The organism is Streptomyces nogalater (assembly GCF_039532885.1).
Lineage (GTDB): Bacteria > Actinomycetota > Actinomycetes > Streptomycetales > Streptomycetaceae > Streptomyces > Streptomyces nogalater.
This window is the reverse complement of record NZ_BAAASM010000036.1, coordinates 83,894-109,875: the sequence shown is the minus strand read 5'-3', so window position 1 is coordinate 109,875 and position 25,982 is coordinate 83,894. Positions and strand designations below refer to the sequence as shown.

Genomic DNA, 25,982 nt, shown 5'->3' with positions numbered 1-25,982 from the left:
CACTGGACGGCATACCGACCGGTCGGCATCATGAGTCTGGTCCTGTTCGCCCGTCCCTAGGAGTGATGTATGAGCGCCGACCACCCGCCCGGGCTGGACCTGGACCGGCTGCGCGCCCTGCTCGACCGCGAGCGCCCCGGCCTGGTGCGCGGTCCGCTGACCGGACGGCTGATCGAGGGCGGACGGTCGAACCTCACCTACGCACTCCGCGACGACCGCTCGAAGTGGGTCGTCCGCCGCCCCCCGCTCGGCCATGTGCTGGCCACCGCGCACGACATGAGACGCGAACACCGGGTCATCAGCGCCCTGCACCCCACCCGGGTGCCGGTCCCGCGCCCGGTGCTGCTGTGCGAGGACGAGGAGGTGCTCGGGGCCCCGTTCTACGTGATGGAGTTCGTCGAGGGCACCCCGTACCGCACCGCCGGGCAGCTCGCCCCGCTCGGCCCGGAGCGCACCCGGAACGCGGTGCTGTCCCTGGTGGACACGCTGGTCGAGCTGCACGCCGTGGACCCCGCGGAGGTGGGCCTCGCGGACTTCGGCCGCCCGGAGGGCTTCCTGGACCGGCAGCTGCGCCGCTGGGGCAAGCAGCTGGACGCCTCCCGCAACCGCGACCTGGCGGGCATCGACGAACTGCACGCGGCGCTCGGCCGCGCCCTGCCCGTCTCCCCCGCCCCGGCCGTCGTACACGGCGACTACCGCCTGGACAACGTCCTGATCGGCGACGACGACCGGATCAGGGCGATCCTCGACTGGGAGATGTCCACGCTCGGCGACCCGCTGACCGACCTCGGTCTGCTGGTGATGTACAGCCGGTCGCTGGGCATGCCCGACTCCCCCGTCTCCACGACCGCCGAGGCGCCCGGGCACCCCTCGCCCCGCGAACTGGTCGAGCGGTACGCCGAGCGCTCGGGGCGGGACGTGTCGGCCGTCTCCTGGTACGAGGCGTTCGCCTGGTTCAAGCTCGCCGTGATCCTGGAGGGCATCCACTACCGGTACACGCTCGGCCAGACGGTCGGCCACGGCTTCGACCGCATCGGCGACCTCGTTCCCGTCTTCATCCGCCACGGACTGACCACTCTCCAGGAAGGCTGACCGCACATGGACTTCGCGTTCGACGCGCGTACGGAAGAGCTGCGCGCCCGGCTGCTCGCCTTCATGGACGAGTACGTCTACCCGGCCGAGGCGGTCGCCGAGGAGCAGCGTGCCGCGCTCGCCTCGCCGTGGGACACCCCGGCCGTGGTGGAGGAGCTGAAGGCCGAGGCACGCCGGCAGGGCCTGTGGAACCTCTTCCTCCCGGACGCCGAGTACGGCGCCGGGCTGACCAACCTCCAGTACGCGCCGCTCGCCGAGATCACCGGCCGGTCCCCGCATCTCGCGCCCACCGCGACCAACTGCGCGGCGCCCGACACCGGGAACATGGAGGTGCTGGCGCAGTTCGGCACCGAGGAGCAGAAGAAGCGGTGGCTCCAGCCGCTGCTGGCCGGGGAGATCCGCTCGGCGTTCGCGATGACCGAGCCGGAGGTGGCCTCCTCCGACGCCACGAACATCACCACGCACATCGAGCGGGACGGCGACGAGTACGTCATCACCGGCCGCAAGTGGTACATCTCCGGCGCGATGAACCCGGACTGCGCAATCTTCATCGTGATGGGCAAGACGGACCCGGACGGCGCCGACATCCGCCGCCAGCAGTCGATGGTCCTCGTCCCCCGCGACACCCCCGGGGTCACGGTCAGGCGCGCGATGCGGGTGTTCGGCTACGAGGACCACTCGCACGGCGGACACGCCGAGGTGGTCTTCGACCGGGTGCGGGTGCCGGTGACGAACCTCGTCGGCGAGGAGGGCGGCGGCTTCGCCATCGCCCAGGCCCGGCTCGGCCCCGGCCGGATCCACCACTGCATGCGGCTGATCGGCATGGCCGAGCGGGCGATCGAGCTGATGTGCCGGCGGGCGGTGTCCCGTACGGCGTTCGGCAAGGCGCTGGCCCGGCAGGGCGTCGTACAGAACTGGATCGCCGACGCCCGGGTCACCGTCGAGCAGCTGCGGCTGCTGGTGCTGAAGACGGCCTGGCTGATGGACACCGTCGGCAACAAGGGCGCGCACACCGAGATCCAGGCCATCAAGATCGCCACTCCGCGCGCGGTGGTCGGCATCCTGGACCGGGCGATCCAGCTGCACGGCGCGGGCGGGGTGAGCCAGGACTTCCCCCTGGCCGAGCTGTACGCGAGCGCCCGCACGCTGATGCTCGCCGACGGCCCCGACGAGGTGCACCAGCGGTCGCTGGCACGCCGGGAGCTGAAGAAGTACCTCTGACCCCCGTCACCGGGCGCGTGGTGCCGTACCCCCGTGGAGCACGCGCCCGGGCCCTCGTGCCGGCCCCCGCCGTGAGCGCGCGCCCGGTCCGTGGTGCCGCAGCCCATTGAGCGGACGCCCGGTGTGTGGTGTCGTACCTCTTCCGGGAGTGGCCGGGACCCGGCCGCCGGCGTGTCGAGGGGGAAGCGTGACCGAGTCACGGGACCACACGGAGTGGAGCACGGCCGCCGGGCCCGGGGTGACCCTGGAACGGCTGCTGTCGGTCGTGGGCTCGGGAGCCCTGGAACTGGACACCGCGCCCGGCGGCCTGGCCGTGGCCGTCGGCGGCGCCACCGTGCTCGATGTGCTGGCCCCCGAGATCCGCCCCGGGGAACTGGTGCTGGCCGTCGGTGTCGCGGCCGGGTCGGCCCAGGCGGTGGACGTCGTGCGCCGGGCCGGTGCCGCCGGGGCCTGCGGGGTGGTGTTCGGCCCGGAGCGCCCCGAGGGGACCCTCGGCGCCCTGCGGTCGGCGGCCCACGAGGCCGGTACGGCGGTGCTGTTCCGCACCTGGTACCGGTGGGAGGAACTGGTGGCGGTGCTCCGGGCCGGGCTCGCCGCGGCGGGGGTGCCGCCGTTACCGGCCGCCCGGGGCCTGGCCCTGGGCGATCTGGACGGGCTGGCCGACGCGGTGGCCGCCCTGGTCGGCGGCTCGGTGACCATCGAGGACACCGAGTCACGGGTGCTGGCGCACTCCTCCACGCAGGAGAACGTGGACGAGATGCGCCGGCTGACCATCCTCGGGCGGCGCGTGCCCGCCTGGCGGGTGGCCGCGATGCGCGACGCCGGGTTCTTCCGCGCCCTGTGGACCACGGACGACGTGCTGCACCGGCGCGCCCAGGGCGACAACCCCGAGCGGCTGGTGTGCGCGGTCCGGGCGGGCGGCGAGGTGCTGGGCTCCGTCTGGGTGGCGGCGGTCGCGGGCCGGCCGCTGTCCCCGAACGCGGCCCAGGCGCTGCGCGCCGCGTCCCGGGCCGCCGCCCCGCATCTGCTCCACCACCGCACGCGCGGCGCGGACAGCCGGCTGGTGGAGGACGCGGCGCGCGCCGTGCTGGAGGAGCGCGGCTCGGCCGAGGTGCTGGCCGAGCGGGCCGCGCTGCCGGCCCGGGAGCCCTGCGCGGTGCTGGCGGTGGGCGTGGAGACCGGGGCGCGGGAGGCGGCCGGTGAGCCGTCCCGGCTGTACGCGCTGCTCGCCCTGCACTGCGCGGCCCTGGGGCACCGGATCGTGGTCGTACCGGCGGGCGGCCGGGCGCTGGTCCTGGTCGGCGCGCTGGACCGGGACGCGGACCGGGCCCGGGAGCAGCTGACGACGCTCGGCACCTCGCTGACCGCCCGGCTGTCGGCGGCCACCGGCGCGCCGGTGCGGGCCGGGCTGGGCGAGGTGGTGCCGGCGCTGGCCGGGGCCGCGCGGTCGCGCCGCAGCGCCGAACAGGCGCTGAAGGCCCTCGCCCGGACCGGGGGCGCGCGGACCGTGGCGTGGGTGGCGGACGTGGCCGACACCATCGGCGTCCTGCAGGTGCTGGAGGCGCTGCGGGAGGTGGAGCTGCCGCCGGGCACCTCGGTGGCACGGCTGGCCGCGTTCGACGCCGAGCACGCCGGCAGCCGTCTGGTGGAGTCCCTGCGGGCCTACCTGGACCACTTCGGTGATGTGCCGGCCGCCGCCCGCAGCCTCTCGCTGCACCCCAACACCATGCGGTACCGGCTGGGCCGGATCACGGCCGTGTCCGGGCTGGACCTCGGCAGTGCGGACGCGCGGCTGCTGGCGCAGCTGCAACTGCGCCTCGGCCCCGGGGACGGGGAGCGGGGGCCGGACGCCGGATCCTGACCGCCGTTGGTGCGCCCGCACCACCGAAGGGTCCGTTCCTCGTCGCCGCGCACGAACGCGGCGCGCACCGGGGCGCGGGCCCCGGTGCGGACCCAGTCGCAACGGGTATGCCTGTGCGCAGCCGACGAAGACGGCCCCCGGGTGCGGCGAGCAGCCTGGTCATGTGCCCGGGGAAACGGCCCCGGGCCGCCGCCTCACACCGGAAGGTGCACCATGACCGCTGTGTCCCCGGCCGCCGCGCGCCGCGAACGGGTCCTGAAGGAAGCCGTGCGGCAGGGCCTGCTGGACCCGGAACTCTCCCCGCTGGCCGCCTTCGTGGACCTCGACGGTGTCGGGGCCACGGTCCGGGCCCTGCGCGAGGCGTTTCCCGGCGCCCCCGAACTGCCCGGCGTCACCCACGCGTTCGCCGCGAAGGCCAACTGCCTGGTGCCCGTGCTGCGCGAGCTGGAGCGGCTCGGCATGGGCTGCGAGGTCGCGACCGGCGGCGAGCTGGCGCGGGCGCTGGCCGCAGGGTTCCCGGCCGACCGGATCGTCTTCGACTCCCCGGCCAAGACGCGCGCCGAGCTGGCGCGGGCCCTGGAGCTGGGGGTGGCCGTCAACGCCGACGGCTTCCAGGAGCTGGAGCGGATCGCCGCCCTGCTGGCGGACCGCCCTTCCGCGTCCCGGATCGGGGTACGGCTGAACTGCCAGGTCGGCGGCGGGGCCATCGCCGCGATGAGCACCGCCACGCACACCTCGAAGTTCGGTGTGCCGCTGACGGATCCGGGCAACCGGGAGCGGCTGCTGCGGGCGTTCGCCGCGTATCCGTGGCTGACCTGGGTGCACACCCACACCGGGTCGCAGGGCTGCCCCCTGGACCTCATGGCGCGCGGGGTGGCGCAGGCGGTGGAGTTCGCCGGCCAGGTGACGGCGGCGTTCGGCGCGGGCCGGGTGGAGGGCATCGACATCGGCGGCGGGCTGCCGGTGAACTTCGCCGACGACGAGGTCACGCCCACGTTCGCCGACTACGTCGGGCAGTTGCGGGCTCACGCTCCGGGGCTGTTCGAGGGCCGGTACCGGGTGGTCACCGAGTTCGGCCGCTCGGTGCTGGCCAAGAACGGGTTCCTGGCGGCGTACGTCGAGTACACCAAGAGTGCCGGGGGCCGGCCGATCGCCGTGACGCACGCCGGGGTGCAGGTCGCCACCCGGACGGTGTTCAGCCCCGACGCCTGGCCGCTGAGGATCGAGGCGTACGACCCGGACGGAGCCGTCCTGCGGGGGCGGCCCGTCCGGCAGGACATCGCCGGTCCGGCCTGCTTCGCCGGCGATCTGCTGGCCCGCGACCGGGCGCTGCCGCGGCTCGGGCCGGGCGACCTGGTGGTGGTGCCGGACACCGGCGCCTACTACTTCTCCACGCCGTTCCACTACAACAGCCTGCCGGAGCCCGCCGTGCACGGGGTCCGGACGGACGCGGCCGGCCGGGTGGAGTTCACGCTCGTGCGGCCGGCCGAGGACCCCTGGCGGCTGACGGACCGGGACGGCGTGGCGGCGCCGGCGCCGGTCCCGGCCGGCCGGGACCGGTGAGGGGCGGCGCGGTGTCCCGGGCCGATCCCGGGCGGCCCGGCGAGAACGGGCCGCTCCTGACCCAGCGCGCCGCCATCGTGTTCCTGCTGGCCGCGCTGGCCGGCCTCGCGGCGGCCGTCCTGGCGGCGCTGGCCGGCGGCGCCTGGCCGGTCGCGGTGAGCGCGGGCGCCGGCACGGCCGCCTCGGCGGTGCTGTTCTTCAAGGAGATCATCGACTAGGCCCGCCGGGCGCCCCGGGGTTCAGGGCCGCAGGGCGCGCAGCAGCAGGTCGGCGAGGTGGTCGGCGACCTGCTGTGGGGTCAGCGGGCCGTCGGGGCGGTACCACGTCGACAGGTGGTGGACGGAGCCGAAGTGGTAGTCCACCACCAGGTCGGCCGGGGTCTCCGTGGAGAAGACGCCTTCTTTCTGGCCCTCCTCCACCAGCGCGCGGAAGCGTTCGTGGTAGCGCCGGCGCTCGGCGCGGACCTGCTTGTTCTTCTCCGGGCTGAGGTGGTGCATGGACCGGAAGAAGATCGAGGCGTCGTCGAGGTTCTCGATCGTGGTGACGACCACGTCGGCCGCCGCGTCCCTGAGCCGTTTCGCCACGGGCTCGTCGGCGTCCGCGAAGGTGTCCAGCCGCTCCTGCTGGAGGCGCAGCACGCGCGCGTACACCTCGTGCAGCAGGTCGTCCTTGGAGCCGAAGTAGTGGTACAGCGCGCCCTTGGTGACGCCGGCCGCCTCCACGATCTCCTGCACGGAGGTGCGGTCGTAGCCCTGCTCGGCGAAGAGCCGGGTGGCGGCGGCCAGCAGCCGCTGCGGGACGGGTGTCCCGTCTCCGTCCGTGGTCCTGGGCACTGCCGCCACCTGCCTTTCCGTGAATCTTCAGTCGGTGTTCCGGGAACGCAGTTCCCGACGGAGGATCTTCCCACTCGCCGTCTTGGGCAAGTCGGGCAGGATCTCCACCTGACGCGGGTATTTGTAGGCGGCCAGTCTCTCCTCGCAGTACGCGGCCAGTTCACCGGGGGCCGCCTCGGCGCCCGGCCGGAGGCTGATATAGGCCTTGACGGTCTCGCCCCGGTATCCGTCGGGCACCCCGACGACGGCCGCCTCGCGCACCGCCGGGTGCGTGTAGAGGACGTCCTCGACCTCGCGCGGCCACACCTTGAAGCCGGACGCGTTGATCATGTCCTTCTTGCGGTCCACGACGTACAGCCAGCCCTGCTCGTCCATGAACCCGATGTCGCCGGTGCGCAGCTCGCCTCCGGGGAAGGTCTCGGCGGTGGCGTCGGGCCGCCGCCAGTAGCCGGGCACCACCTGCGGCCCGCGTACGGCGATCTCCCCGTGTTCCCCGAAGGGCACCTCGGCGCCCTGGTCGTCCAGGATGCGGACGTCCGTGTCGGCGCCGGGCAGGCCGACGGACAGGGTGCCGGAGACCGGGTCCACGGGCGCCTCCAGGTGGGGCGGGACGGAGGCGCAGGGGGCGGTGCACTCGGTGAGGCCGTAGCCGACCCGGATGTACGGCCCGAAGCGCTCGCGGAACCGCTCCACCAGGGCCGGCGGCACGGGAGCGCCGCCCGAGGAGAGGTTCACGAAGGAGGCGAAGTGCTCGCGGGTGGCGCCGGGGTGGGCGGCGAGCGCCATGTAGGCGGTGGAGGGGCCGACGGTGTAGTGCGGGCGGTGCTCGGCGAAGGCGTCCAGGACGACACCGGGTTCGAAGCGGTAGGTGAGCACCAGGGTGCCCGCGCTGTTCAGGCAGGCGCCGAACTGGCAGACCATGCCGGTGATGTGGAACAGGGGGGCGAGGGCGTAGTAGACGGGCGCCTCGGGCAGGCCGAGTCCGGTGCTCTGCCGCTCGGCGTTGTACATGATGTTGGCGTGGGTGTTGGTGGCGCCTTTGGGGGTGCCGCTGGTGCCCGAGGTGTAGCTGATCAGCGCGATGTCCTCGGGGCGCGGCAGGCGGCCCTCGGGGGCCCGGCCGCCCTGCCGGGCGACGGCCGTCAGGTCGTCGGCGTCCGGGGCCTGGGGCAGCCGCTCGAAGGTGAGCACGCGCGGGTCGTCGCGGGTCTGGAAGTCGCGTTCGCAGGCGGTGAGCACGATCCGCACCGGGGAGTCGGCGGCGGTCTGCCGCAGGTACGTCTCCCAGGCCCGGTCGGAGCAGATCAGCGCGCTCACCTCGCCGTCCCGCAGGACGTGGGCGACCTCGCCCGACTTGTACATGGGGTTGACCGGGACGACGGTGGCGCCCGCCTTCCAGGCGCCGAGCACGGCCAGCACGAAGTGCGGGGAGTTCTGCAGCAGGACGGCCACCCGGTCGCCGCGCCTCAGTCCGCGCCCGGCGAGGTGGGCGGCGACGGAGTCGCTCAGCTCGTCGGTCTCCCGGTAGGTCAGCCGGGTGTCGAAGTAGGTGAGGCAGGTGCGGCCCGGGTGCTCGGCGGCGGCGGTGCGCAGGGCGTGCACCAGGGAGTCGGCGGGGTCGAGCGGGGCGCGCTGGGCGTCGGTCAGCAGCGCGAGCCAGGGGCGGCCGGCGTAGCGGGAGGCGGTCACCGGGCGGCCTCCCACTTCTGCTGGAGGTGGTTCATGGTGGCGAGCCAACGCTCGGGCTCGCCGGCCCGCGTCCGGTAGAAGCCGGCGACCTCGGGGTGCGGCAGGATGAGGAAGCGGTCCTCCTCGATGCCCTTCAGCAGCGCGTCGGCCACGGCCTCGGGCTCGATCGCGGTGGGCCGCAGCACCAGGTCGCCCGCGCTGCCGGTGGCGGCGAGCATGTCGGTGCGGACGCCCTGCGGGCAGATGGCGTGCACCTTGACGCCCCGGTGGCGGTAGGTCAGGGACAGCCACTCGGCGAAGGCGTAGGCGCCGTGCTTGGTCACGCTGTAGGAGGGCGCGCCGATCATGGTGAGCAGTCCGGCGGCGGAGACGGTGGAGACGAACCGTCCGGCGCCCCGCTCCAGCCAGCCGGGCAGCAGTGCGTGGGCGGCGCGGACGTGGGCCATCAGGTTGACGTCCCAGGACGTCTCCCAGGTGCGTTCGTCCAGGGCGGTGAGGTCGCCGTCCTCGAAGGCGACTCCGGCGTTGGCGCAGTAGACGTCCACGGTGCCGCCGAGGGCGTCCCGGGCGGCGTCGACGATGCGGGAGGCGTCGCCGGGGACGGCGGTCCCGCCGATCTCCTCGGCCACCGCCTTCGCCTTCCCGGCGTCCAGGTCGTTCACCACGACCCGGGCCCCCTCGGCGGCGAACCGCCGGGCCAGCGCGGCCCCGATCCCCCCGCCCGCCCCGGTGACGACCACTCCCGCATCCCGCACGGCTTCCACCATCGGTCTCCTTCGACACGACACGACGCGACTCGGCTCAGCGAGCGCCAGACTAACCAGTCGGTATGTGTAAAGGAAGGGGCCGCTGCACCAACCTCTAGGGGACTGGAGGACTCATGGACCTGTCCCGAAGAAACCTGCTCGCCTCGACCGCACTGGCGGCCACACCGATGGCACACCACCACCGCGCCCCTCTCCGCACCGGGTTCGACAACCTCGCCGCCCACGACTACGCGCCCCTCTCCGGCCAGAAGGTCGGCATCGTCACCAACCCCACGGGCATCACCGCGACCGCCGAACACATCGTGGACGTGATGCACGAGGACCCCCGGGTCGAGCTGACGGCCGTCTTCGGCCCGGAGCACGGCTTCCGCGGCACCGCCCAGGCCGGCGGCTCCGAGGGGCGCTACGACGACCCGGCGACGGGCCTGCCGGTGTACGACACGTACCTCAAGAGCGGCCGGCCGCTCGCCGACGTCTTCACCGCGTCCGGCGTCGACACGGTCGTCTTCGACATCCAGGACGTCGGCGCCCGCTTCTACACCTACATCTGGACCCTGTACGACTGCATGGAGGCGGCGGCGCTCGCCGGGAAGCGCTTCGTGGTGCTGGACCGCCCCAACCCGGTGACCGGACGCGCGGCCGAAGGCCCGGTGCTGCGCAAGGAGTTCGCCAGCTTCGTCGGCCGGCAGCCCATCGCGCAGGCGCACGGCATGACGGTCGCGGAGCTGGCCGGCCTGTTCAACGGGGAGTTCCTGGGCACGCCGGTGGCGCTGGAGACCGTACGCATGTCGGGCTGGAAGCGGACCGCGTTCTACGACGGCTCGGGCCTGCCCTGGGTGCCGCCGAGCCCCAACATGCCCACGCCCGACACGGCGCTGGTGTACTCCGGGACCTGCCTGTTCGAGGGCACCAACCTCTCCGAGGGGCGCGGCACGACCCGGCCCTTCGAACTGCTCGGCGCCGAGGGCGTGGACGGGCGCTGGGCCGCCGCCGTGAACGGGCTGGGGCTGCCCGGCGTGCGGTTCCGGGAGGCGTACTTCGCGCCCACGTTCTCCAAGTTCCAGGGCAGGACCGTGGGCGGGGTGCAGGTGCACGTGACCGACCGGGCCGCGTTCGACCCCGTGCGCACCGGGATCGCGCTGCTGGTGACGGCCAGGAAGGCATGGGCCGGGTTCGCCTGGCGGTCCGACCACTGGATCGACAGGCTCACCGGTTCGGACCGGGTGCGCACGATGATCGACGCGGGTGCGGACACCGACGAGGTGACGGGCGCCTGGCAGGAGGAGCTGGCCGCGTTCCGGCGGGTGCGAAAGGGGTATCTCCTGTACAAGTAACGCGTCTTCACGGGGGGCGAGGGAGCCTGGCATGGCCGATCCTGGGATGAGCGTGTCTCCCTACTGGGAGCTGACCTTCGACGCGGACGGGGACGTGGACGCCCCCGCACGCGACCGGCTGACGGCGCAGGTCACCGACCGCGGTGTCCGCGACCTGATCGTCTTCGCGCACGGCTGGAACAACGACCGTTCGGGGGCGACCGCGCTGTACCGGCGGTTCTTCGCCCCCGTCCCGAAGCTCGCGCCGAAGGCCCGGATCGGGTACGTCGGGGTGGTGTGGCCGTCGATGCGGTTCAGCGACGAGCCGATCCCCGACTTCCCGAGGTCCGTGGCGGCCGAGGAGGTCCGGGCGGCGCCGCGCCCGGCGCTGGACAAGGACACCCGGCGCGCGCTGCTGGAGACCTTCCCGGGCCGGGCGACGGTGCTGGACCGGCTGGCCCGGCTGCTGGACGAGCGGCCGGCCGGCACCGAGGGGCCGGCCGAGTTCGGGCGGCTGGTGCGGCTCCTGCTGGAGGCGGAGGGGCGGCAGGCGGTGGCCGACACCGACGAGGACGGCGAACCGGCCGTGTTCACCGGGGATCCGGTGACCGCCTGCGCGCAGTTCGCCGAGGCCCTGGCCGCGCTCGAACCGGGCGCCGGCACCGCCGGGTTCGGCCTGCCGAACCCTTGGGACGGCGCGAAGGAGCTGCTGCGGCAGGCGACGTACTACCAGATGAAGCGGCGGGCCGGGACGGTCGGCGAGCACGGACTCGGCCCGCTGCTCGGGCGGTTGGCGAAGGCGGCGCCCGGGGTGCGGGTGCATCTGGTGGGGCACAGCTTCGGCGGCCGGCTGGTGGCGTTCGCGCTGCGCGGACTGCCGCAGCCGGTGCGCACGGTGAAGTCGGTGACCCTGCTGCAAGGCGCGTTCTCGCACTACGCGTTCGCGGCCCGGCTGCCGCACGCGGCGGACCGGTCGGGGGCGCTCAAGGACGCCCAGCGGCGTGTCGACGGCCCCTTGGTGTGCAGCCACTCGCACTTCGACACGGCCCTCGGCACGATCTATCCGCTGGCCTCACGGCTCGCCGGGGACGACCGTTCCTGCGCCGGGAACGAGATCGCGGCGGTGCTGGGTGGGCGCTGGGGCGCCCTGGGGCACGACGGGGCGCAGGCGGTGCCGGGCACCGTCCGGCTGGACCTGGCGGCGGCCCTCGGCGGCGGGCTGCCGGCGTCGGGCTGTGTGAACGTGGACGCGGCGGCCGTGGTCCGGCGCGGGGGCGCGCCGACCGGGGCGCACAGCGACATCGTGCACCCCGAACTGGCCCGGCTGGTGCTGGCGGCGGGCCGGATCGCCTGACCCGCCGCCCGTGGCACCCCGGCCGGTTCAGCGGTGCGAGGTGAACTCCACGACCTGCTGGTAGGTCGGCCGGTTCTGCCAGCCGATCCGGCCGTGCTTGATGCCGCCCAGGGTGCGCTGGACGATGGAGTCGGCGCACCACTGGTCGCCCGCCGCGCACTGGTCGTCGCCGGGGTAGACCTGGGCCGCGGTCAGGGAGGCGGCCTGCTTCAGCGTGGTGAGCAGCAGATCCCGGCAGGCGGTGAGGCTGCCGTCACCGCAGTACTTACGGGCCAGGGGGCCCTGTACGGGCTCGCCGAGCACCGCCCGGATGTCCTTGTCGACATAGGACCACCAGCCGTACTGGAAGGCGCTGCCGGCGTGCGAGCCGGTCGGGCCGTGTCCGGCGGACGGGGCCTCGTCGACGGGCAGGTTGCGGGTGAGCGCGGTGAACAGGCCGGTGCCGAGGTCGGGTTCGAACTCGGCCTTGACCAGCAGCGGCCACCAGGCGTCCAGGACGCGGATCGCGTCGGCGTCGGCGTAGGTCTTGCTGCCGGCCGAGGTCTCGGTGCGTTTGGCGCCCGCGGTCACCCACGCCTGGAGCCTGGTCACCGCGGCGGCGGCCGTGGGGTCGGTCACCGGTCGGGAGGTGACGACCTGGAGCAGCCTGGGCAGCACGTCCTCGGCGCGCAGGTCGGCGAGGCCCGCGTCGGCCATGGCCTGCGTCAGCTTGGCCCGGGTCACCCCGCCGGCCGCGACGAGCCTGCTCACCCGGTCGTCCAGCAGGTCGCCGCGGTGCACCGAGCCCTCGCCCCAGGGCGCGGCGGCGTAGTCCTTCGCCTGCCTGTTGTTCCAGGAGATGTAGTAGTCCTGGTCGACGGAGTGGGGGTGGGCGGAGGCCGGGGTGTACTCGGCGGTGTTGCCGGCCGGGTCCCAGCCCCGCCACTCGTAGGCGGGGGCCGCCCACACCGGGAAGTCGGCGTCGACCCCGTCCGCCCGGACCGGGTTGTCGCCGCTGTTGTAGTACGCGGTGTGCTCGGAGTCGGCGTAGAACCAGTTGAAGGTGTAGTTGATGTGCCGGGCCGCGTTCTGGAAGTCCTGCGGGCCCTTGACGTAGTCGGGGTCGTTGAGCATCTGGAAGCCGATGATGGAGTCGGCCTCGTGCAGGTAGGAGGAGCGCAGGGTGGTGTAGGCGACCTTCTTGCCGCCGACGGTCGCCCGGTAGGCCACCGGCCCGTACTTGGTGCGCCAGACGCGCATGGTGTACGACCCCGCGGCCGTGCCGTCGGCCACGGTCGGCTTCCAGGCGTTCTTCTGCTCGACCTTCTCCATCGCGGTGCAGGTGCCGTGGAACAGGTAGTGGTGGTCGTCCTGGCACAGTTCGACCGCGTAGGTGTCGATGATGTCCTGGCCGGAGGTGGTGGCGCTCCACGCGTAGTCCTGGCCGCGGCCGAGTTCGACGTACATGCTCAGGCCCGCGAAGGAGGCGCCGCGGGCGCTGATGCCGGGGCCCTGGATCTCCTGGAGCAGCAGCAGTTGCGGGGCGAAGTAGCCGGTCTGCGGCCCGAAGACGGCGATCGGGTGGCCACTGGCGGTGTGTTCGCCGCTCACCACGAGGGCGTTGGACATGCCGCGCCGGGCCGAGCCGAGCGCGGTCCCGGCCGCGCCGGCGGAGGTTTTCGCGGCGCTCGCGGTGGCGGCGCTGCCGGTGCGGTCGTGGACGAGCGGTTCGGCGGTGACCGAGCCGGCGTCGGGCAGGGCCGCGCCCCGCGGGTTCGCGGGCTTGGCGGCGTAGGGGAAGCTCTCGCCGTCGTGCAGGGTGAGGACGGCCTCGGGATCGTCGCGCTCGCGGAAGGACTCCCAGACCCTCGTGCCCTCCTCGACGCCGTACCTGGCCTGGGCGGCCAGCAGGGACAGGGCGTTGTCGACCTCCCCGCCGCCGCCGGAGCCGAACAGGGAGCCGATGACGGAGGCCAGCGCCACCAGGTCGGTGACCTTGAAGTGTTCTATGGTGCCGGCGTTGGTGATCGAGTCCTTGTGGCCGGTCAGGACGTACTCGCCGGGGAAGTAACGGCCGCTGTCGGAGGCGTCGATGTAGGCGTTGATGCCGTCGAGGTAGGCCTTGACGTCGGCGAGGGCCTGCCGGCCACGGGCGCCGTTGTGCGCCACCGCGTTGTCGATCTGCGCCTGGAGGTCGGCCTCGGTGTAGGGGGCGTTGCGGTAGAACTGCTGCTCCAGGGCCTGGTTGGCGGGCGCGCCGCCCGCGAAGCCGGTCAACTGCCCGCGTCCGACGTGCCGGAAGACGTCCATCAGCCACAGCCGGTCCTGGGCCGCCGCGTACCCGGCGCCGAACTCGGTGCCGTAGCGGGTGGTGCCCGTGATGTGCGGCACGCCGGTCTTCTTGTCGCGGACGATGGTGACGTCCGCGCGGCCGGCCGGCTTCTCGGTGGAGGCGACCTGGTCGGCGGGGACGCCGAAGGAGGCGTCGTTGAAGAAGGTGTTGACGGTGGCGTCGGTCAGCGTCTTGTGGCCGGTGGCCAGGTTGGCATAGGGGCCGAGCTGGTCCTCGGCGTGCGCGGGCTGGGTGCCGAAGGCCTGGTTGAGCAGGATCTGCGCGAGGGTCGCGTTGCCGTTCTCGCCGGGCGGCAGGATGTCCGAACACCGGCCGCCGCAGTGGTCGTCGGGGGCCGTCGCGTCGGTTGCCGCCACCGCCGTCCGTGTGAGGGGTGTGAGAAGACCGGCGACGAGGACGCATACCGACGCCGTCTTCAGGAACCCGGGGAGTCGGCGGGACGTTCTCAGTCTGTCAGGGGCGGTACGTGGGGTTCGCCGTGGCATGGCAGCTCCTAGCGACTGGGGTGGCCGAACGTTACCGCCGGTTATCCCCACGTTTAAAGGTGAACATGCGTCACTTTCTGGAGTCCGCACGTTCCGGAGTCCACAGGGAGGACCGGAGAAGAGATGGAGCCGAATCGCCTGTCGATACGTCTATTCGGCGACGTCCGTGCGACGACGCCGAAGTGACCGGAGTGCAGGTGCAGGTGTGACGGAGGTGCAGGGCGATGGCCGGTTTCCGGAGTCTGGCGAGACAGGTACGCGATCCGGACTGTGATCTGGCACTGCGGCGGTACTCGCTGCGCAAGTGCCTGGAGAAGTTCGCCCCTTACGGGCATCGGGCGACCTGGGACCATCTGTGCTCCCGGGCGGGGTTCGGCCCCGAGGACCGCTCCCCCGATCCGGCGCGGCTGGTGGCCGCGCTGGAGGAGTTGGAGGAGGCTCGTGACGTCTGGCTCGCCTATGAGACGGACTTCACCGAGCGGCGCAGGAGAGAGAAGCACGACGGACTGCGCCGGCCGGGCAGCGTGGACGACTGGCACCGGCTGACCTGGGGCGGGTTCGGGGTCGCCTGGTGCGACGATCCGCGGGTGCACCCCCGGGCGCCGCTGGCGGAGGTGCTGCGTCGGCTGATCGCCGCGCTGGAACGGGAGCCGGGTTCGTCGTGCCCGGTGTGCGACGGGGAGCGCCTGGTCTGGAAGTACGGCCTGGACCACGAGCCGTCGTCCGGCCCGGTCTGCACGGACTGCGGCATCCTGGTCCCGCGGCCCGTACTCAGCCCGCCGGCCCTGCGGCACGCGGGCCGGGACCGCCAGCTGACACCGGCCTGACCGCCGGTCGAACGGCGAGGTGCGGGGGTGCGCAGGGGATGCCGCACCCCTTCCGCGAAAGACCCGGCCGAGCGCCGGGAAGCACCCCGGACCGCCGGTGCCGGCCGGCCCGCGCCAGCGGCACCCCCGTCTCCCTTGCGCCTGCCGGTGGCGGCTGACCCTTTTCTTCCGGTGGCGACTGAACTCCCTTGCCGAGGGCGACCGGAGCCTCATGTCGAGGGTGGCCGGCATCTCTTGTCGGTGGCGACCGGAGCCTCTTTCGGGGATCGCCGACCCCGCTTGCCGATGGCGCCCCGACCCTCATGTCGAGGGTGGCCGACCCCGCTTGCCGGTGGCGACCGGAGCCTGTCGGCGGGTGGCGGGCCCTCGTGTCGGTGGCGGCCGAGCCATCTGTTCGGCGTCGGCCGACCTCTCGTGTCGGTGGCGGCCGAGCCCTGTCGGCGGCTGGGGGTCCCGATTGTCAGTGGGGGCAGGCATCATCGGGTCATGGTGCAGGTGTGTCTCAACGGGAGCCGATCGGCCGCCGACGGCGCGGGCGTCCCGATGTCCCCGGAGGAACTGGCCCGTTCCGCAGCCGAGGCGGTGGCGGCCGGTGCCACCTCGGTGCACGTCCACCCCAGGACGCCGTGCGGGCGCGAGAGCCTCTCCCCGCGTGTCGTCGGCCCGGCGCTGGAGGCGATACGGGCGCGGGTGCCGGTGCCGGTCGGCGTCACCACCGGCGCCTGGGCGGAGCCCGGCCCGGCGGCCCGGCTGGACCGGGTGCGCTCCTGGACGGTGCTGCCCGATTTCGCCTCGGTCAACTGGCATGAGGCGGGCGCCGAAGAGGTCGCCGAGGAACTGCTTGCGCGGGGTGTGGGCGTGGAGGCTGGCATCTGGTCCGGCACCGGGTCGGCGAGCCGGTTCGCGGCCTCGCCGCTCGGGCCGGGGGTACTGCGGGTGCTGGCCGAGGTGACCGACCCGGACCCGGCGACCGCCGAGGCGTCGGCGCGGGCGCTGCTGGCGGAACTGGGGGCGGCGCACGGCCGCCCGGTGCTGCTGCACGGCGAGGAGGGCGGCACCTGGCCGGTGCTCCGGCTGGCGGTCCGGCTGGGCCTGGCCACCCGGATCGGCCTGGAGGACACCCTGCTGCTGCCGGACGGCCGCCGGGCCGGCTCGAACGCCCGGCTGGTGGCGGAGGCGGTGGCCGAGCGGGCCCGGTCCCGGCACTCACCCCGGGCCGGTCGCAGCGGCTCAGAGCGCCGGTAGCAAGGAGAAGACGGTCGCGGGCACGGGATCGCCGAGGCGGCGACGCGGCTGGGCGCGTCCCGGGTGGGCGACTACGGGGAGGTGTCCGGCGCGAGGGCGCGGGATCCGGCCTACGGCGCGACGGCCGGCGCAAGGCACCGGGTGCGCCGTATTCGACGTGTTCGACCTCTCGGCGGCGGTGGACGGGACCGCGCGCCGGTTGTGCGCGGCGGCGCTGCCGGAGGGTGAACCGCCGCCGGTGCCCCGGCTGTACGCGGGGCCGTGCGACACCGGGCGGGTGCGGGAGGTCGACGACGGCCTTGAGACGGTGGCCGGACGTGGGCTGTGTCTGCGGGAGTGCGTGGTCGTCCGGACCGCCGTGGAGCGCTACGGCTCGGCGGCCGGGCCGTGGCCGAGGCGGTCCGCCCGGCGTACCGGGCGCCGCGGGCGTTGCTCAGCGGCGTTCCGCCATGAGCCGGGACCCCGTCAGCCGGTCGCCGAACACGTCGTCCGGGTTGGACAGGGCGCAGGTCTTCAAAGACAGGCAGCCGCACCCGATGCAGTCGGTGAGCTGGTCGCGCAGCCGGTTCAGCTGCTGGATGCGCTCCTCCAGTTCCGAGCGCCACATCTCCGACAGCCGTGCCCAGTCCTCCCTGGTCGGCGTGCGCTCCTCCGGCAGTTCGGCCAGGGCCTCGCGGATCGTGGCCAGGGGGATGCCGACCCGCTGGGCCGCGCGGATGAAGGCGACCCGGCGCAGGGTGTCGCGGCTGTACCGGCGCTGGTTGCCGGAGGTGCGCCGGCTGGAGATGAGGCCTTTGGACTCGTAGAAGTGCAGGGCGGACACCGCGGCTCCGCTGCGCGCGGACAACTGGCCGACGGTCAGCTCGTGGATCTTCTCGGGAATCTGGGGCACTCCTCAGAGATTACAGAGACCCCCCGCCGCACCGGCCCCGCGTCCGTTGACATCGTCCCGCCACCCGACCATGCTAAGCAGTTGCTTAGAGATGCGAGCGAGAGGCCGGGAACATGGCAGAACCGAGGACCTTCACCTCCCCCGACGAGCTGAAGGCGGCCGTGGGCGAGCAGCTGGGGTACACCGACTGGCTGGAGGTCGACCAGAAGCGGATCGACCTGTTCGCCGAGGCGACCGGCGACCACCAGTGGATCCACGTGGATCCGGAGAAGGCCGCCGCCGGGCCGTTCAAGACCACCATCGCGCACGGCTATCTCACCCTGTCGCTGCTGCCCCTCTTCGGGCCGCAGCTCATCCGGGTGGAGGGCGTGAAGATGGGCGTCAACTACGGGACGAACAAGGTCCGTTTCCCCTCCCCCGTCCCCGTCGGCTCCCGGCTGCGCGCCACCGCGACGATCACCGGTGTCGAGGACGTCACCGGCGGTGTGCAGGTGACGGTCGCGTTCACCGTGGAGCGCGAGGGCGGCGACAAGCCGGTGTGCGTCGCGGAGTCGGTGTCCCGGTACTACCTGTAGCGCGTACCGCCCGCGCGCCTCGGGGGCCTAGCGGGCCCCGACCATCCGCAGGACGAGGTCGGCGTAGAGCGCGCCGACCTCCTCGGGGGTGCGCGGGCCGTCCACGTTGAACCAGCGGGCCACGTCGATGCACAGCGACAGCACGGCGAGCGTGGTGCCCCGCACGTCCAGGACGTCGAACTCGCCGGCGGCCACGCCGTCCTCGATGATGCGGCGCACCTCGGCGTCCACCTGGCGGCGCAGCGCGACGATCTCCGCGCGGGCGTCGGGCCCGAGGGCGTCCAGTTCGTACTGCACGACCCGCGCGGTGGTGCGCCGCCCCGCGTGCCAGCGGACGAAGGAGCCGACCGCGTCGGCCAGCCGCTCCTTGGCGGTGCCCTCGCGGCGGGCCGCGGCGCGCAGGATGCCGAGGGCCTTGTCGTGGCCGATCCGGCTGATCCGGTGGAGCAGCTCTTCCTTGGTCTTGTAGTGGATGTACAGCGCGGCCGGGCTCATACCGGCGCGGCCCGCGATGTCCCGGGTCGTCGTGGCGTGGTAGCCGCGCTCGGCGAAGGCCTCCACGGCGGCGACGAGCAGCCGCCGGGCCGCGTCCGGGGTGACCTCTTCCCACGGCTCCACTTCGCCGCCGGTCGTCTCCTCCGCCGTACTCATCGCTCGCTCGCCCCTCTCGGTGACAGGAGCACCACCATACCGCCGACGGTGAGCGGGCGCTTAGCGTGGCCGCTCAGACCTTGTCGAAGGGGTCGTGCTCGGCGAGCAGCTTCTCCAGCCGGGCCTGATCGACCCGGCTGACCAGCTGCCCGGCCTCCTGCCGGTCGCGGATCACCTTGGCGAGGGTGAAGGCGGAGGTGACGAGGTACAGCACGGCGATCGCCAGGAAGCCACGGACCCAGGCGCTCGCCTCCAGCCGGAGGATGCCGATGCCGGTGGCCGCCATGGCGACCGCGAAGGATGCCACCGCCTGGCCGTAGAAGGCTGCCGTGCTCTGCTGTCTGACCGGTGCGTCGCTCATGGGCCCAGCTTCGGCGGACGCGGCCCGGGGGACATCCGCCGGAATACTCAGACGGGTACTCAGAACGCCGAGACGCCGGTCAGGGCGCGCCCGATGAGCAGCTTCTGGATCTGGCTGGTGCCCTCGTAGAGGGTCATCACGCGGGCGTCGCGCAGGAGTTTGCCGACCGGGTACTCGTCGATGTAGCCGTAGCCGCCGAAGACCTGGAGGGCGTTGTTGGCGGCGCGGACGGCCGCCTCGGAGGCGAACAGCTTGGCCTTGGAGGACTCCACGGCGAACGGCTCGCCGCGGTCGATCAGATCGGCGACCCGCCAGGTCAGCAGCCGGGCCGCGTCGACGTCCACGGCGATGTCGCTGAGCAGTTCCTGCACCAGCTGGTGGTGGGCGATGGGGGTGCCGAACTGCTCGCGCTCCCCCGCGTACGCGACGGCCGCGTCCAGTGCGGCCTGGGCTATCCCGACGCAGCCGGCGGCCACCGACATCCGGCCCTTGGCGAGCGCGGACATGGCGACGTTGAAGCCCTTGCCCTCCGCGCCGACCATGGCGGAGGCGGGCACGCGCACGTCCTGGAGGACCAGTTCGGCGGTGGCCTGGCCGCGCAGGCCCAGCTTGCCGTGGAGGGTACGGCGGGTCAGGCCGGGCGTGTCGGTGGGGATCAGGAAGGCGGACACGCCCTTGTGGCCGGGGGCGTCGGTGGAGCGGGCGAAGAGCAGGACGACGTCCGCCCAGGTGCCGTTGGTGATGAACATCTTGGTGCCGTTGAGCACGTAGTCGTCGCCGTCGCGCACGGCGCGGGTGGTGAGGCTGCCCGCGTCGGAGCCGGTGCCGGGCTCGGTGAGGCCGAAGCAGCCGACGTACTCGCCCGCGGTGAGCCCGGGCAGCCAGCGCCGCTTCTGCTCCTCGCCGCCCCAGGCGGCGATCGTCTTGGCGACGAGCCCGAGGGAGACGGAGACGATGCCGCGCACGGAGGAGTCGCCGCGGCCCAGTTCCTCGGTGACCAGGCAGTACGCGAGGTGGTCGCCGCCCGAGCCGCCGTACTCCTCGTCGATGGTCAGGCCCAGGAAGCCGATGTCGCCGAGCTTCTTGACGATGCCCCGGTCCACCTCCTCGGCGCGGTCCCAGGCGACCACGTGCGGGGCGATCTCGCGCTCCACGAAGTCCCGGGCGAGCTGCCGTACGGCCGCCTGCTCCTCGCTGAGCCCCAGGTTCACCACGAGATCACCCCACACCGAACGGATCCGTCTCGGATCTTGAAAGCCGTACATTTAAATTAGCACTGCTAGTTTCCTGCTCGCAGCCCTACTATGTGCGCCATGGCCCGACCGCGCAAGCCCCTCCTCAGCCCCGACCGGATCGTCGAAACGGCCCGGGACCTCGTGGACCGGGAGGGCCTGGCGGCCGTCTCCACCCGGCGCCTCGCGGCCGAGCTGGGGGTGAGCGGGCCCTCGCTCTACAACCACTTCCGCACCAAGGACGAGATCCTGGAGGCCGTCGCGGACTCGGTGAGCGCACAGGTCGACCTGTCGATGTTCGAGGACGGCCGGGACTGGCGGACCGCGCTGCACGACTGGGCCGTCTCCTACCGGGCCGCCCTGCGCGACCACCCGAACATCGTCCCGGTCCTCGCCCGGGGCCCCGGCCGCCGCCCGGCCGCACTGCGGCTGGCCGACGCGGTCTACGGCGCGATGGTCGACGCGGGCTGGCCGCCGGCGCAGGCCACCTCCATCGGCGCGCTGATGCGGTACTTCATCATGGGCTCGGCACTCGGTTCGTTCGCCGGCGGCTTCGTGGACGACGCGAGCGCCTACGACCCGGCCGACTATCCCCACCTCGGACAGGCCCATCTGCTCGCCGAGCAGCAGGAGAAGATCGACGAGCGGGCCTTCGAGACGGGACTCGGCGCACTGCTGGACGGACTGGCGCAGCAGTACGAGCGGGTACGGGCGTGACGCTTCGGCGACCGCCGAAGTATCGATGTCCCATGCTGGAGGCATGAGCACCGAGGACCCCCGGGCCGCCGGCCTCGCCGCGCTGGCCGGGCTGATCGCCGACCGGACGCGGGCCGCGTGCCTGCTGGCACTGCTGGACGGGCGGGCGTGGACGGCCGGTGAGCTGGCCCGGCACGCCGGGGTGGCCCCCTCCACGCTGAGCGAGCACCTGGACCGGCTGGTGGCCGGCGGGCTGCTCGCCCAGGAGCGGCAGGGGCGGCACCGGTACGTACGGCTGGCCGGCGCGCGGGTGGCACAGCTGGTGGAGGATCTGGCCGCGCAGGTCTCCCCCGCGCAGGTGCGGCGCCCGCCCCGGGGGTTGCGCGAGGCGAGCGCCGGGGCCGCCATGGCCCGGGGGCGCACCTGTTACGACCATCTCGCCGGGCGGCTGGGCATCACGATCACCGACGCGCTGACCGAGCGGGGGCTGCTGCGGCAGGACACCGGGTTCGCGCTGACCGACGCGGGGCTGGAGTGGTTCGGCGCGGCCGGCATCCCGCTCGACCTCTCCGGCCGCCGCCCGCCGGCCCGCGCCTGCCTGGACTGGACCGAACGCCGGCCGCACCTCGCGGGAGCCGCGGGGGCGGCGCTGTGCCGACGGGCGCTGGAGGCGGGGTGGTGTGTGCGGGTGGGCAGCGGGCGGGCCGTGCGGATCACTCCCGTGGGAGAGCAGGTCATGTCCGACCTGCTCGGCATCCCGTCCGGTGCGCTGCGGTGAGACCGATTACCGCCGGAGGGGGGTTCCGTGGCCGGCCGGGTGCGGGTTCGTCGCGGCCGGTCGCGCCCGCGCCGCGAAGCCGCACGTCGAGGACGGCCCCGCGGCGCTTCGGGGCGCTGCCCTTCCGCCGGCTCAGAACACCACCACCGCCCGGCCCCCCTTGCCCGCGAGCATGTTGTCGAAGGCCGCCGGGATGTCCTCCAGGGTGATGCGGTCGGTGACCAGGGTGGAGAGGTCCAGGCGGCCCTGCCTGATGTGGTCGGCGAGGATCGGCACGTCGCGGGAGGGGTCGCTGTTGCCGTAGACGCAGCCCGACAGGGTGCGGCCCCAGTGGAAGAGTTCCAGGGCGTTGAAGGTGACCTGCTGGTCCTTGCCGCCGATGCCGACGACCGTCGTCCGGCCGCCCCGGCGGGTGGACTCCCAGGCCGCGCGGATGGAGACCGCGCGGCCCACGCACTCCACGGACACGTCGACGCCCTGCTTGCCGGTCAGGGCGCGGATCTCGCGGGGCGTGGTGTCGGAGGCGAGGACGTAGTCGGTGGCACCGGCCGCGCGGGCCAGTTCCTCCTTCGCGGGCGAGACGTCGACGGCGATGATCCGGGCCGCGCCCGCGATCCGGGCCGACTGGAGCGCGGCCAGGCCCACCCCGCCGACGCCGAACACGGCGACCGTCTCACCGGCCCGGACCCGCGCCGAGTAGTGGACGGCGCCGTAGCCGGTGAGCACCGCGCAGCCCAGGAGGGCGGCGTCGGCCGGCTCCACCCCGTCCGGCACCGGCAGCACACAGGAGGCGGAGACCACCGTCTCCTCGGCGAACGCGGCCACGTTCAGGCCGGGGTGCAGCTCGGTGCCGTCGGTGGTGCGGGCGTAGACGTCGGCGGAGCCGTTCAGCGCGTTGGCGCACAGCCAGACCTCGCCGAGCGCGCAGGCGTGGCAGCCGCCGCAGGAGGGCGCCCAGTTGAGGACCACGGGGCTGCCGGGCGCGACATGGGTGACGCCCTCGCCGACGGCGACGACCGTGCCGGCGCCCTCGTGGCCGAGGACGGCCGGGACCGGCACCCGCATGGTGCCGTTGGACAGGGACAGGTCGGAGTGGCAGACGCCGGCGGCGGCGAGGCGCACCCGGACCTGTCCGGGACCGGGGTCGGGCAGCTCGATGCCGGTGATCTCCAGCGGGGCGCCGACGGCGGGCAGGACGGCGGCTCGTACGGCCATGGTCGCGACTTCCTTAGAACTGGAGGGACTTGGTCTGCAGGTACTCGGCGAGTCCGTGGCTGCCGAGCTCCCGGCCGACACCGGACTGCTTGTACCCGCCGAAGGGCGCGAGGGGGTTGAACCGGCCGCCGTTGATGTCGACCTGGCCGGTGTCCATGCGGCGCGCGAAGGCCACCGCCTCGGCTTCCTCGGCGGCCCAGACGGCGCCCGCGAGGCCGTACACCGTGCCGTTGGCGATGCGCAGGGCGTCCTCCTCGTCCTCGTAGCGCAGGATCGTCAGGACCGGGCCGAAGATCTCCTCCTGGGCGATCGTCATCTCCGGGGTGACGTCGGCGAAGACGGTCGGGCTGACGAAGTAGCCGCGCTCGCGCGGGGCTTCGGGGCCGCCCGCGACCAGCCGGGCGCCCTCGGCGATGCCCTTCTCGATGTAACCGCGCACCCGCGCCTGCTGCTTGGCGCTGACCACCGGGCCGATGCGGTCGCCGTACTTGGCGGCGGCGGTCGCGGCCAGTTCGACGGCCTCGGCGTACCGGTCGCGGTGGACCAGCATGCGGGTCCAGGCGCTGCACGTCTGGCCGGAGTTGGACATCACGTTGGCGACGCCGACGTTCACGGCCCGGGCGAGGTCGGCACTCGGCAGGATGACGTTGGCGGACTTGCCGCCCAGTTCCAGGGCGACCTTCTTCACGGCCGCGCCGGCCACCGCGCCGATCCGCCGGCCGATCGCGGTGGAGCCGGTGAAGGACACCAGGTCGACACCGGGGTGCTCGGCGAGGGCCTGACCGGCGACCGGTCCGAGGCCGGTGACCAGGTTGAACACGCCCGCGGGCAGCTCCGCCTGGTGCACCGCCTCGGCGAACAGCTGGGCGACGAGCGGGGTGTCCTCGGCGGGCTTGAGGACGATCGTGCAACCGGCGGCGAGGGCCGGGGCGACCTTGGCGACGATCTGGTGGAGCGGGTAGTTCCAGGGGGTGATCGCGCCGACCACGCCGATGGGCTCGTGCAGGACCGTGGAGTTGCCGACCCGCTCCTCGAAGGAGTGCGTCGCGGCCAGTTCGGCGAAGGAGGCCGCGACCGCGAGGGGTACGGCCGCGTGCACGGCCTCGGAGAACTTCAGCGGTGAGCCCAGCTCGGCGGTGACCGTCTCGGCGATCTCGTCCTTGCGCTCGACCAGGGCGCGGTGCAGGGCGGCGAGGCGTGCGGCGCGTTCGGCCGGGGGTGTGGCGGCCCAGCCGGGCAGGGCGGCGCGCGCGGCCCGTACGGCGGTGTCGACGTCCCAAGCGCCGCCCGCCGGGACCTTGCCGATGACCTGCTCGTCGGCCGGGTTCACGACCTCGATCACGTCCCCGTTCCCGGCGGGGCGCCAGGCGCCGTCGATGTACAGGGCGTCATGTGCCTTCATGCTGTGTCCTCCCGGCGGGTCCGCGTCGTCCGGCACACAAACTAGCGGTGATAGTTTTGTTGCGCCAGACATTCCCGGGCCATGGGCCCACCGGGACATCATCGCGGACGGCCCGGCCGGCGCGGACGCCGAGTCCGCCGCACGACCGGGCCGCCGGTTCGCTGGGCACGGGTTCCTGGAGGACCGTTCACCGGACGCCGGTTTCCTGGAGGCCGGTTCACTGGTCGCCGGTCGTCCGCGCGTGCCCCGCCGCTCACTTCGCCGCGGTCAGATGGGCGAAGACCACCACGTTGCTGGTGTAGCCGGTGCGCCGGCTGAACAGGCCGCCGCAGGTCATGATCCTCAGCTCCGGGCGCCCGGTCGCGCCGTAGACCTCCCGGTCGGGGAAGCCGGCCTTGTCGTAGACCTTCACCCGGTCCACGGAGTAGACGGCGGTGCGTCCGTCCGCCCGCCGTACCTCGACCGCCTTGCCGGGCCGGACCTGGGCGAGGCCGGCGAAGACCGCGGGTCCGCTGCGGGTGTCGCGGTGGCCGACGGCGACGGCGGTGCCGGCCTCGCCCGGCGTGGGGCCGCCCTCGTACCAGCCGACCAGCCGGGGCCGGTCCACCGGCGGCGTCTCCAGCTCGTGGCGGGCGTCCAGGCGGAGCGGGACGATGGGGGCGTCGATCCCCAGGGAGGGCACGCGGAAGGAGGTCGGCCGGGACCGGGGCAGCGGGCGGGGCGGCGGGGCGGGGGGCGCGGCCGGGGCCGCCGCCTCGTCCGCGCCGCCCGCCCGGCCGGCCGTGGCCGGTGTGTCCTGCCCCGCGCAGCGCGAGCCGACCGTCACCAGCACGGTCACCAGCACGGCCGTGCGCGCGAGGCGGTAGGCGCGGGTCCGGTGCCAGGGCCTGCGCCGTCTACGCGGCGCCATGGGGCCGGCGGCGGATCAGCCGGACGTACACGGCGGCGCTGACGGCGACCAGACCCACGGCCGCGGCGGCGGCCACCGGGGAGTACGCGGCGGCCGTGTCGATGAGGCCGCCGCCGCCCGCGTGCACACCGCCCTTCGGGCCGCCGTGGTCGCTCTGCCCCCAGGCCCCGTTGTCCTGGTGCTCGCCGTTGTTCTGCTGGTGGTCCTCGATCTGGCCGCCGTGCGCGCCGTCCAGCCTGCCGTCGTGGCAGTTGACGCGGAAGACCTTCTCCTTCAGGGCCGGGGGCGCCCCCACGGTCCAGCTGATCTTGTACTGCCCGTCCGCCAGTCCCAGCGGGTCGGTGTGCCCGGCGCCGCCGGCCAGCTGGATGATGCCGGTCACGGTGGCTGCGGTGGGCAGCGGGGGCTGGGGCGTGATCGTGTACGCGATGCTGGTCAGGGTGTCGAAGTTGACGGCCTCCAGGAAGAACTTGCAGACCACCGGGTCGTCCTTGGCCGAGCCGATGAACGACGGGGGGTTGGTCGAGCGGGCGTTGTGGATCCTGATGTCGCCGTTCTCCCCCTGGGCCGCCGCGTGCGGCGCCGCCACCCACGACGCGCCCGCCGCGGCGAGGGCGGTGAGGACGACGGTGGCACCCGCGCGGGAGCCGGCTGCACGGGGGAGTGTCAGGGTGGGCATGCGCAATCC

Annotated in this window: 24 protein-coding genes; 12 read left to right on the top strand and 12 right to left on the bottom strand. The window is 73.7% G+C overall.

Annotation, left to right across the window (positions count from 1 at the left end; all coding sequences use genetic code 11):
• Nucleotides 1-69: 69 nt before the first annotated feature.
• From ABD350_RS23870 to ABD350_RS23850, 5 genes are all read left to right on the top strand, one after another.
• Nucleotides 70-1,092 (top strand): phosphotransferase family protein, encoded by a 1,023-nt coding sequence (locus tag ABD350_RS23870; RefSeq protein ID WP_344350336.1) that lies wholly within the window; start codon nucleotides 70-72, stop codon nucleotides 1,090-1,092.
• Between the two features lie 6 nt (nucleotides 1,093-1,098).
• Entirely contained in the window at nucleotides 1,099-2,313 is a 1,215-nt protein-coding gene (locus ABD350_RS23865; protein ID WP_344350335.1) for an acyl-CoA dehydrogenase family protein, read from the top strand.
• Between the two features lie 187 nt (nucleotides 2,314-2,500).
• Nucleotides 2,501-4,174, top strand: a complete 1,674-nt coding sequence (locus tag ABD350_RS23860; RefSeq protein WP_344350334.1) for a PucR family transcriptional regulator — start codon at nucleotides 2,501-2,503, stop codon at nucleotides 4,172-4,174.
• A 213-nt stretch (nucleotides 4,175-4,387) separates the two neighbouring features.
• Nucleotides 4,388-5,737, top strand: coding sequence for a type III PLP-dependent enzyme domain-containing protein (locus ABD350_RS23855; protein WP_344350333.1), 1,350 nt, complete (start codon nucleotides 4,388-4,390; stop codon nucleotides 5,735-5,737).
• An 11-nt stretch (nucleotides 5,738-5,748) separates the two neighbouring features.
• A complete protein-coding gene (locus ABD350_RS23850; protein WP_344350331.1) occupies nucleotides 5,749-5,955 on the top strand; it encodes a hypothetical protein in 207 nt (68 codons plus the stop codon).
• Nucleotides 5,956-5,976: 21 nt separating this feature from the next.
• Here the strand turns inward: ABD350_RS23850 and ABD350_RS23845 are convergent, their stop codons facing one another.
• From ABD350_RS23845 to ABD350_RS23835, 3 genes are read right to left on the bottom strand one after another with little or no spacing between them, the layout of a single operon-like run.
• Nucleotides 5,977-6,570 carry a TetR/AcrR family transcriptional regulator gene (locus ABD350_RS23845; protein ID WP_344350330.1) on the bottom strand — a complete coding sequence of 198 codons (594 nt, stop codon included), beginning with the start codon at nucleotides 6,568-6,570 and terminating at the stop codon, nucleotides 5,977-5,979.
• Between the two features lie 27 nt (nucleotides 6,571-6,597).
• Nucleotides 6,598-8,259 (bottom strand): class I adenylate-forming enzyme family protein, encoded by a 1,662-nt coding sequence (locus tag ABD350_RS23840; protein WP_344350329.1) that lies wholly within the window; start codon nucleotides 8,257-8,259, stop codon nucleotides 6,598-6,600.
• The gene (locus tag ABD350_RS23835) at nucleotides 8,256-9,026 is read right to left on the bottom strand and encodes an SDR family oxidoreductase (RefSeq protein WP_344350328.1); all 771 of its coding nucleotides are present in this window, start codon (nucleotides 9,024-9,026) and stop codon (nucleotides 8,256-8,258) included. Before ABD350_RS23835 ends, ABD350_RS23840 begins: the two co-directional genes overlap by 4 nt.
• A 113-nt stretch (nucleotides 9,027-9,139) precedes the next feature.
• On the opposite strand from ABD350_RS23835, the gene ABD350_RS23830 reads away from it, so the two are divergent.
• Both ABD350_RS23830 and ABD350_RS23825 read left to right on the top strand, forming a co-directional pair.
• Nucleotides 9,140-10,360: an exo-beta-N-acetylmuramidase NamZ family protein gene (locus ABD350_RS23830; RefSeq protein ID WP_344350327.1), complete on the top strand. Its 1,221-nt coding sequence runs from the start codon at nucleotides 9,140-9,142 to the stop codon at nucleotides 10,358-10,360.
• A 31-nt stretch (nucleotides 10,361-10,391) separates the two neighbouring features.
• Nucleotides 10,392-11,693 carry a serine-threonine protein kinase gene (locus ABD350_RS23825; protein WP_344350325.1) on the top strand — a complete coding sequence of 434 codons (1,302 nt, stop codon included), beginning with the start codon at nucleotides 10,392-10,394 and terminating at the stop codon, nucleotides 11,691-11,693.
• A 27-nt stretch (nucleotides 11,694-11,720) separates the two neighbouring features.
• Here the strand turns inward: ABD350_RS23825 and ABD350_RS23820 are convergent, their stop codons facing one another.
• Nucleotides 11,721-14,510: a penicillin acylase family protein gene (locus ABD350_RS23820; protein WP_344350324.1), complete on the bottom strand. Its 2,790-nt coding sequence runs from the start codon at nucleotides 14,508-14,510 to the stop codon at nucleotides 11,721-11,723.
• 224 nt (nucleotides 14,511-14,734) lie between these two features.
• Here ABD350_RS23820 and ABD350_RS23815 point away from each other — a divergent pair, with 224 nt between their 5' ends.
• Nucleotides 14,735-15,337: a hypothetical protein gene (locus ABD350_RS23815; protein WP_344350323.1), complete on the top strand. Its 603-nt coding sequence runs from the start codon at nucleotides 14,735-14,737 to the stop codon at nucleotides 15,335-15,337.
• A 486-nt stretch (nucleotides 15,338-15,823) separates the two neighbouring features.
• Entirely contained in the window at nucleotides 15,824-16,582 is a 759-nt protein-coding gene (locus ABD350_RS23810; protein ID WP_344350322.1) for a 3-keto-5-aminohexanoate cleavage protein, read from the top strand.
• A gap of 433 nt (nucleotides 16,583-17,015) precedes the next feature.
• Here ABD350_RS23810 and soxR read toward each other — a convergent pair whose 3' ends face one another.
• Entirely contained in the window at nucleotides 17,016-17,474 is a 459-nt protein-coding gene (soxR, locus tag ABD350_RS23805; protein WP_344350321.1) for a redox-sensitive transcriptional activator SoxR, read from the bottom strand.
• Between the two features lie 113 nt (nucleotides 17,475-17,587).
• On the opposite strand from soxR, the gene ABD350_RS23800 reads away from it, so the two are divergent.
• Nucleotides 17,588-18,049: a MaoC family dehydratase gene (locus ABD350_RS23800; protein ID WP_344350320.1), complete on the top strand. Its 462-nt coding sequence runs from the start codon at nucleotides 17,588-17,590 to the stop codon at nucleotides 18,047-18,049.
• Between the two features lie 27 nt (nucleotides 18,050-18,076).
• Here the strand turns inward: ABD350_RS23800 and ABD350_RS23795 are convergent, their stop codons facing one another.
• The 3 genes from ABD350_RS23795 to ABD350_RS23785 all read right to left on the bottom strand — a co-directional run bounded on the left by ABD350_RS23795 (nucleotide 18,077) and on the right by ABD350_RS23785 (nucleotide 20,272).
• Nucleotides 18,077-18,700, bottom strand: a complete 624-nt coding sequence (locus tag ABD350_RS23795; protein WP_344350318.1) for a TetR/AcrR family transcriptional regulator — start codon at nucleotides 18,698-18,700, stop codon at nucleotides 18,077-18,079.
• Between the two features lie 73 nt (nucleotides 18,701-18,773).
• On the bottom strand, nucleotides 18,774-19,061 hold the full coding sequence (locus ABD350_RS23790) for a YiaA/YiaB family inner membrane protein (RefSeq protein WP_344350317.1): 288 nt from the start codon (nucleotides 19,059-19,061) through the stop codon (nucleotides 18,774-18,776).
• 59 nt (nucleotides 19,062-19,120) lie between these two features.
• Complete coding sequence (locus ABD350_RS23785; RefSeq protein WP_344350552.1) at nucleotides 19,121-20,272, bottom strand: acyl-CoA dehydrogenase family protein; 1,152 nt, start codon at nucleotides 20,270-20,272, stop codon at nucleotides 19,121-19,123.
• A gap of 102 nt (nucleotides 20,273-20,374) precedes the next feature.
• Between ABD350_RS23785 and ABD350_RS23780 the strand changes: the two genes are divergently transcribed.
• On the top strand, nucleotides 20,375-21,010 hold the full coding sequence (locus tag ABD350_RS23780; RefSeq protein ID WP_344350316.1) for a TetR/AcrR family transcriptional regulator: 636 nt from the start codon (nucleotides 20,375-20,377) through the stop codon (nucleotides 21,008-21,010).
• Between the two features lie 43 nt (nucleotides 21,011-21,053).
• Nucleotides 21,054-21,767 (top strand): ArsR/SmtB family transcription factor, encoded by a 714-nt coding sequence (locus ABD350_RS23775; RefSeq protein WP_344350315.1) that lies wholly within the window; start codon nucleotides 21,054-21,056, stop codon nucleotides 21,765-21,767.
• A gap of 132 nt (nucleotides 21,768-21,899) precedes the next feature.
• On the opposite strand, the gene ABD350_RS23770 is transcribed toward ABD350_RS23775, so the two are convergent.
• The 4 genes from ABD350_RS23770 to ABD350_RS23755 form a co-directional block, all read right to left on the bottom strand.
• Entirely contained in the window at nucleotides 21,900-22,982 is a 1,083-nt protein-coding gene (locus tag ABD350_RS23770; RefSeq protein WP_344350314.1) for a Zn-dependent alcohol dehydrogenase, read from the bottom strand.
• Nucleotides 22,983-22,995: 13 nt separating this feature from the next.
• On the bottom strand, nucleotides 22,996-24,384 hold the full coding sequence (locus ABD350_RS23765; RefSeq protein WP_344350313.1) for an aldehyde dehydrogenase family protein: 1,389 nt from the start codon (nucleotides 24,382-24,384) through the stop codon (nucleotides 22,996-22,998).
• Between the two features lie 253 nt (nucleotides 24,385-24,637).
• Nucleotides 24,638-25,294 carry a class F sortase gene (locus ABD350_RS23760; protein WP_344350312.1) on the bottom strand — a complete coding sequence of 219 codons (657 nt, stop codon included), beginning with the start codon at nucleotides 25,292-25,294 and terminating at the stop codon, nucleotides 24,638-24,640.
• Entirely contained in the window at nucleotides 25,281-25,973 is a 693-nt protein-coding gene (locus ABD350_RS23755) for a hypothetical protein (RefSeq protein WP_344350311.1), read from the bottom strand. Before ABD350_RS23755 ends, ABD350_RS23760 begins: the two co-directional genes overlap by 14 nt.
• Nucleotides 25,974-25,982 lie beyond the last annotated feature (9 nt).

Bases quoted from the DNA above. Each gene is read 5' to 3' on its own strand.
- ABD350_RS23870 (WP_344350336.1), top strand. From the start codon at position 70: ATGAGCGCCGACCACCCGCCCGGGCTGGACCTGGACCGGCTGCGCGCC.
- ABD350_RS23865 (WP_344350335.1), top strand. From the start codon at position 1,099: ATGGACTTCGCGTTCGACGCGCGTACGGAAGAGCTGCGCGCCCGGCTG.
- ABD350_RS23855 (WP_344350333.1), top strand. From the start codon at position 4,388: ATGACCGCTGTGTCCCCGGCCGCCGCGCGCCGCGAACGGGTCCTGAAG.
- ABD350_RS23835 (WP_344350328.1), bottom strand. From the start codon at position 9,026: ATGGTGGAAGCCGTGCGGGATGCGGGAGTGGTCGTCACCGGGGCGGGC.
- ABD350_RS23830 (WP_344350327.1), top strand. From the start codon at position 9,140: ATGGACCTGTCCCGAAGAAACCTGCTCGCCTCGACCGCACTGGCGGCC.
- ABD350_RS23825 (WP_344350325.1), top strand. From the start codon at position 10,392: ATGGCCGATCCTGGGATGAGCGTGTCTCCCTACTGGGAGCTGACCTTC.
- ABD350_RS23820 (WP_344350324.1), bottom strand. From the start codon at position 14,510: ATGCCACGGCGAACCCCACGTACCGCCCCTGACAGACTGAGAACGTCC.
- ABD350_RS23815 (WP_344350323.1), top strand. From the start codon at position 14,735: ATGGCCGGTTTCCGGAGTCTGGCGAGACAGGTACGCGATCCGGACTGT.
- ABD350_RS23810 (WP_344350322.1), top strand. From the start codon at position 15,824: ATGGTGCAGGTGTGTCTCAACGGGAGCCGATCGGCCGCCGACGGCGCG.
- ABD350_RS23800 (WP_344350320.1), top strand. From the start codon at position 17,588: ATGGCAGAACCGAGGACCTTCACCTCCCCCGACGAGCTGAAGGCGGCC.
- ABD350_RS23795 (WP_344350318.1), bottom strand. From the start codon at position 18,700: ATGAGTACGGCGGAGGAGACGACCGGCGGCGAAGTGGAGCCGTGGGAA.
- ABD350_RS23790 (WP_344350317.1), bottom strand. From the start codon at position 19,061: ATGAGCGACGCACCGGTCAGACAGCAGAGCACGGCAGCCTTCTACGGC.
- ABD350_RS23780 (WP_344350316.1), top strand. From the start codon at position 20,375: ATGGCCCGACCGCGCAAGCCCCTCCTCAGCCCCGACCGGATCGTCGAA.
- ABD350_RS23775 (WP_344350315.1), top strand. From the start codon at position 21,054: ATGAGCACCGAGGACCCCCGGGCCGCCGGCCTCGCCGCGCTGGCCGGG.
- ABD350_RS23770 (WP_344350314.1), bottom strand. From the start codon at position 22,982: ATGGCCGTACGAGCCGCCGTCCTGCCCGCCGTCGGCGCCCCGCTGGAG.
- ABD350_RS23765 (WP_344350313.1), bottom strand. From the start codon at position 24,384: ATGAAGGCACATGACGCCCTGTACATCGACGGCGCCTGGCGCCCCGCC.
- ABD350_RS23760 (WP_344350312.1), bottom strand. From the start codon at position 25,294: ATGGCGCCGCGTAGACGGCGCAGGCCCTGGCACCGGACCCGCGCCTAC.
- ABD350_RS23755 (WP_344350311.1), bottom strand. From the start codon at position 25,973: ATGCCCACCCTGACACTCCCCCGTGCAGCCGGCTCCCGCGCGGGTGCC.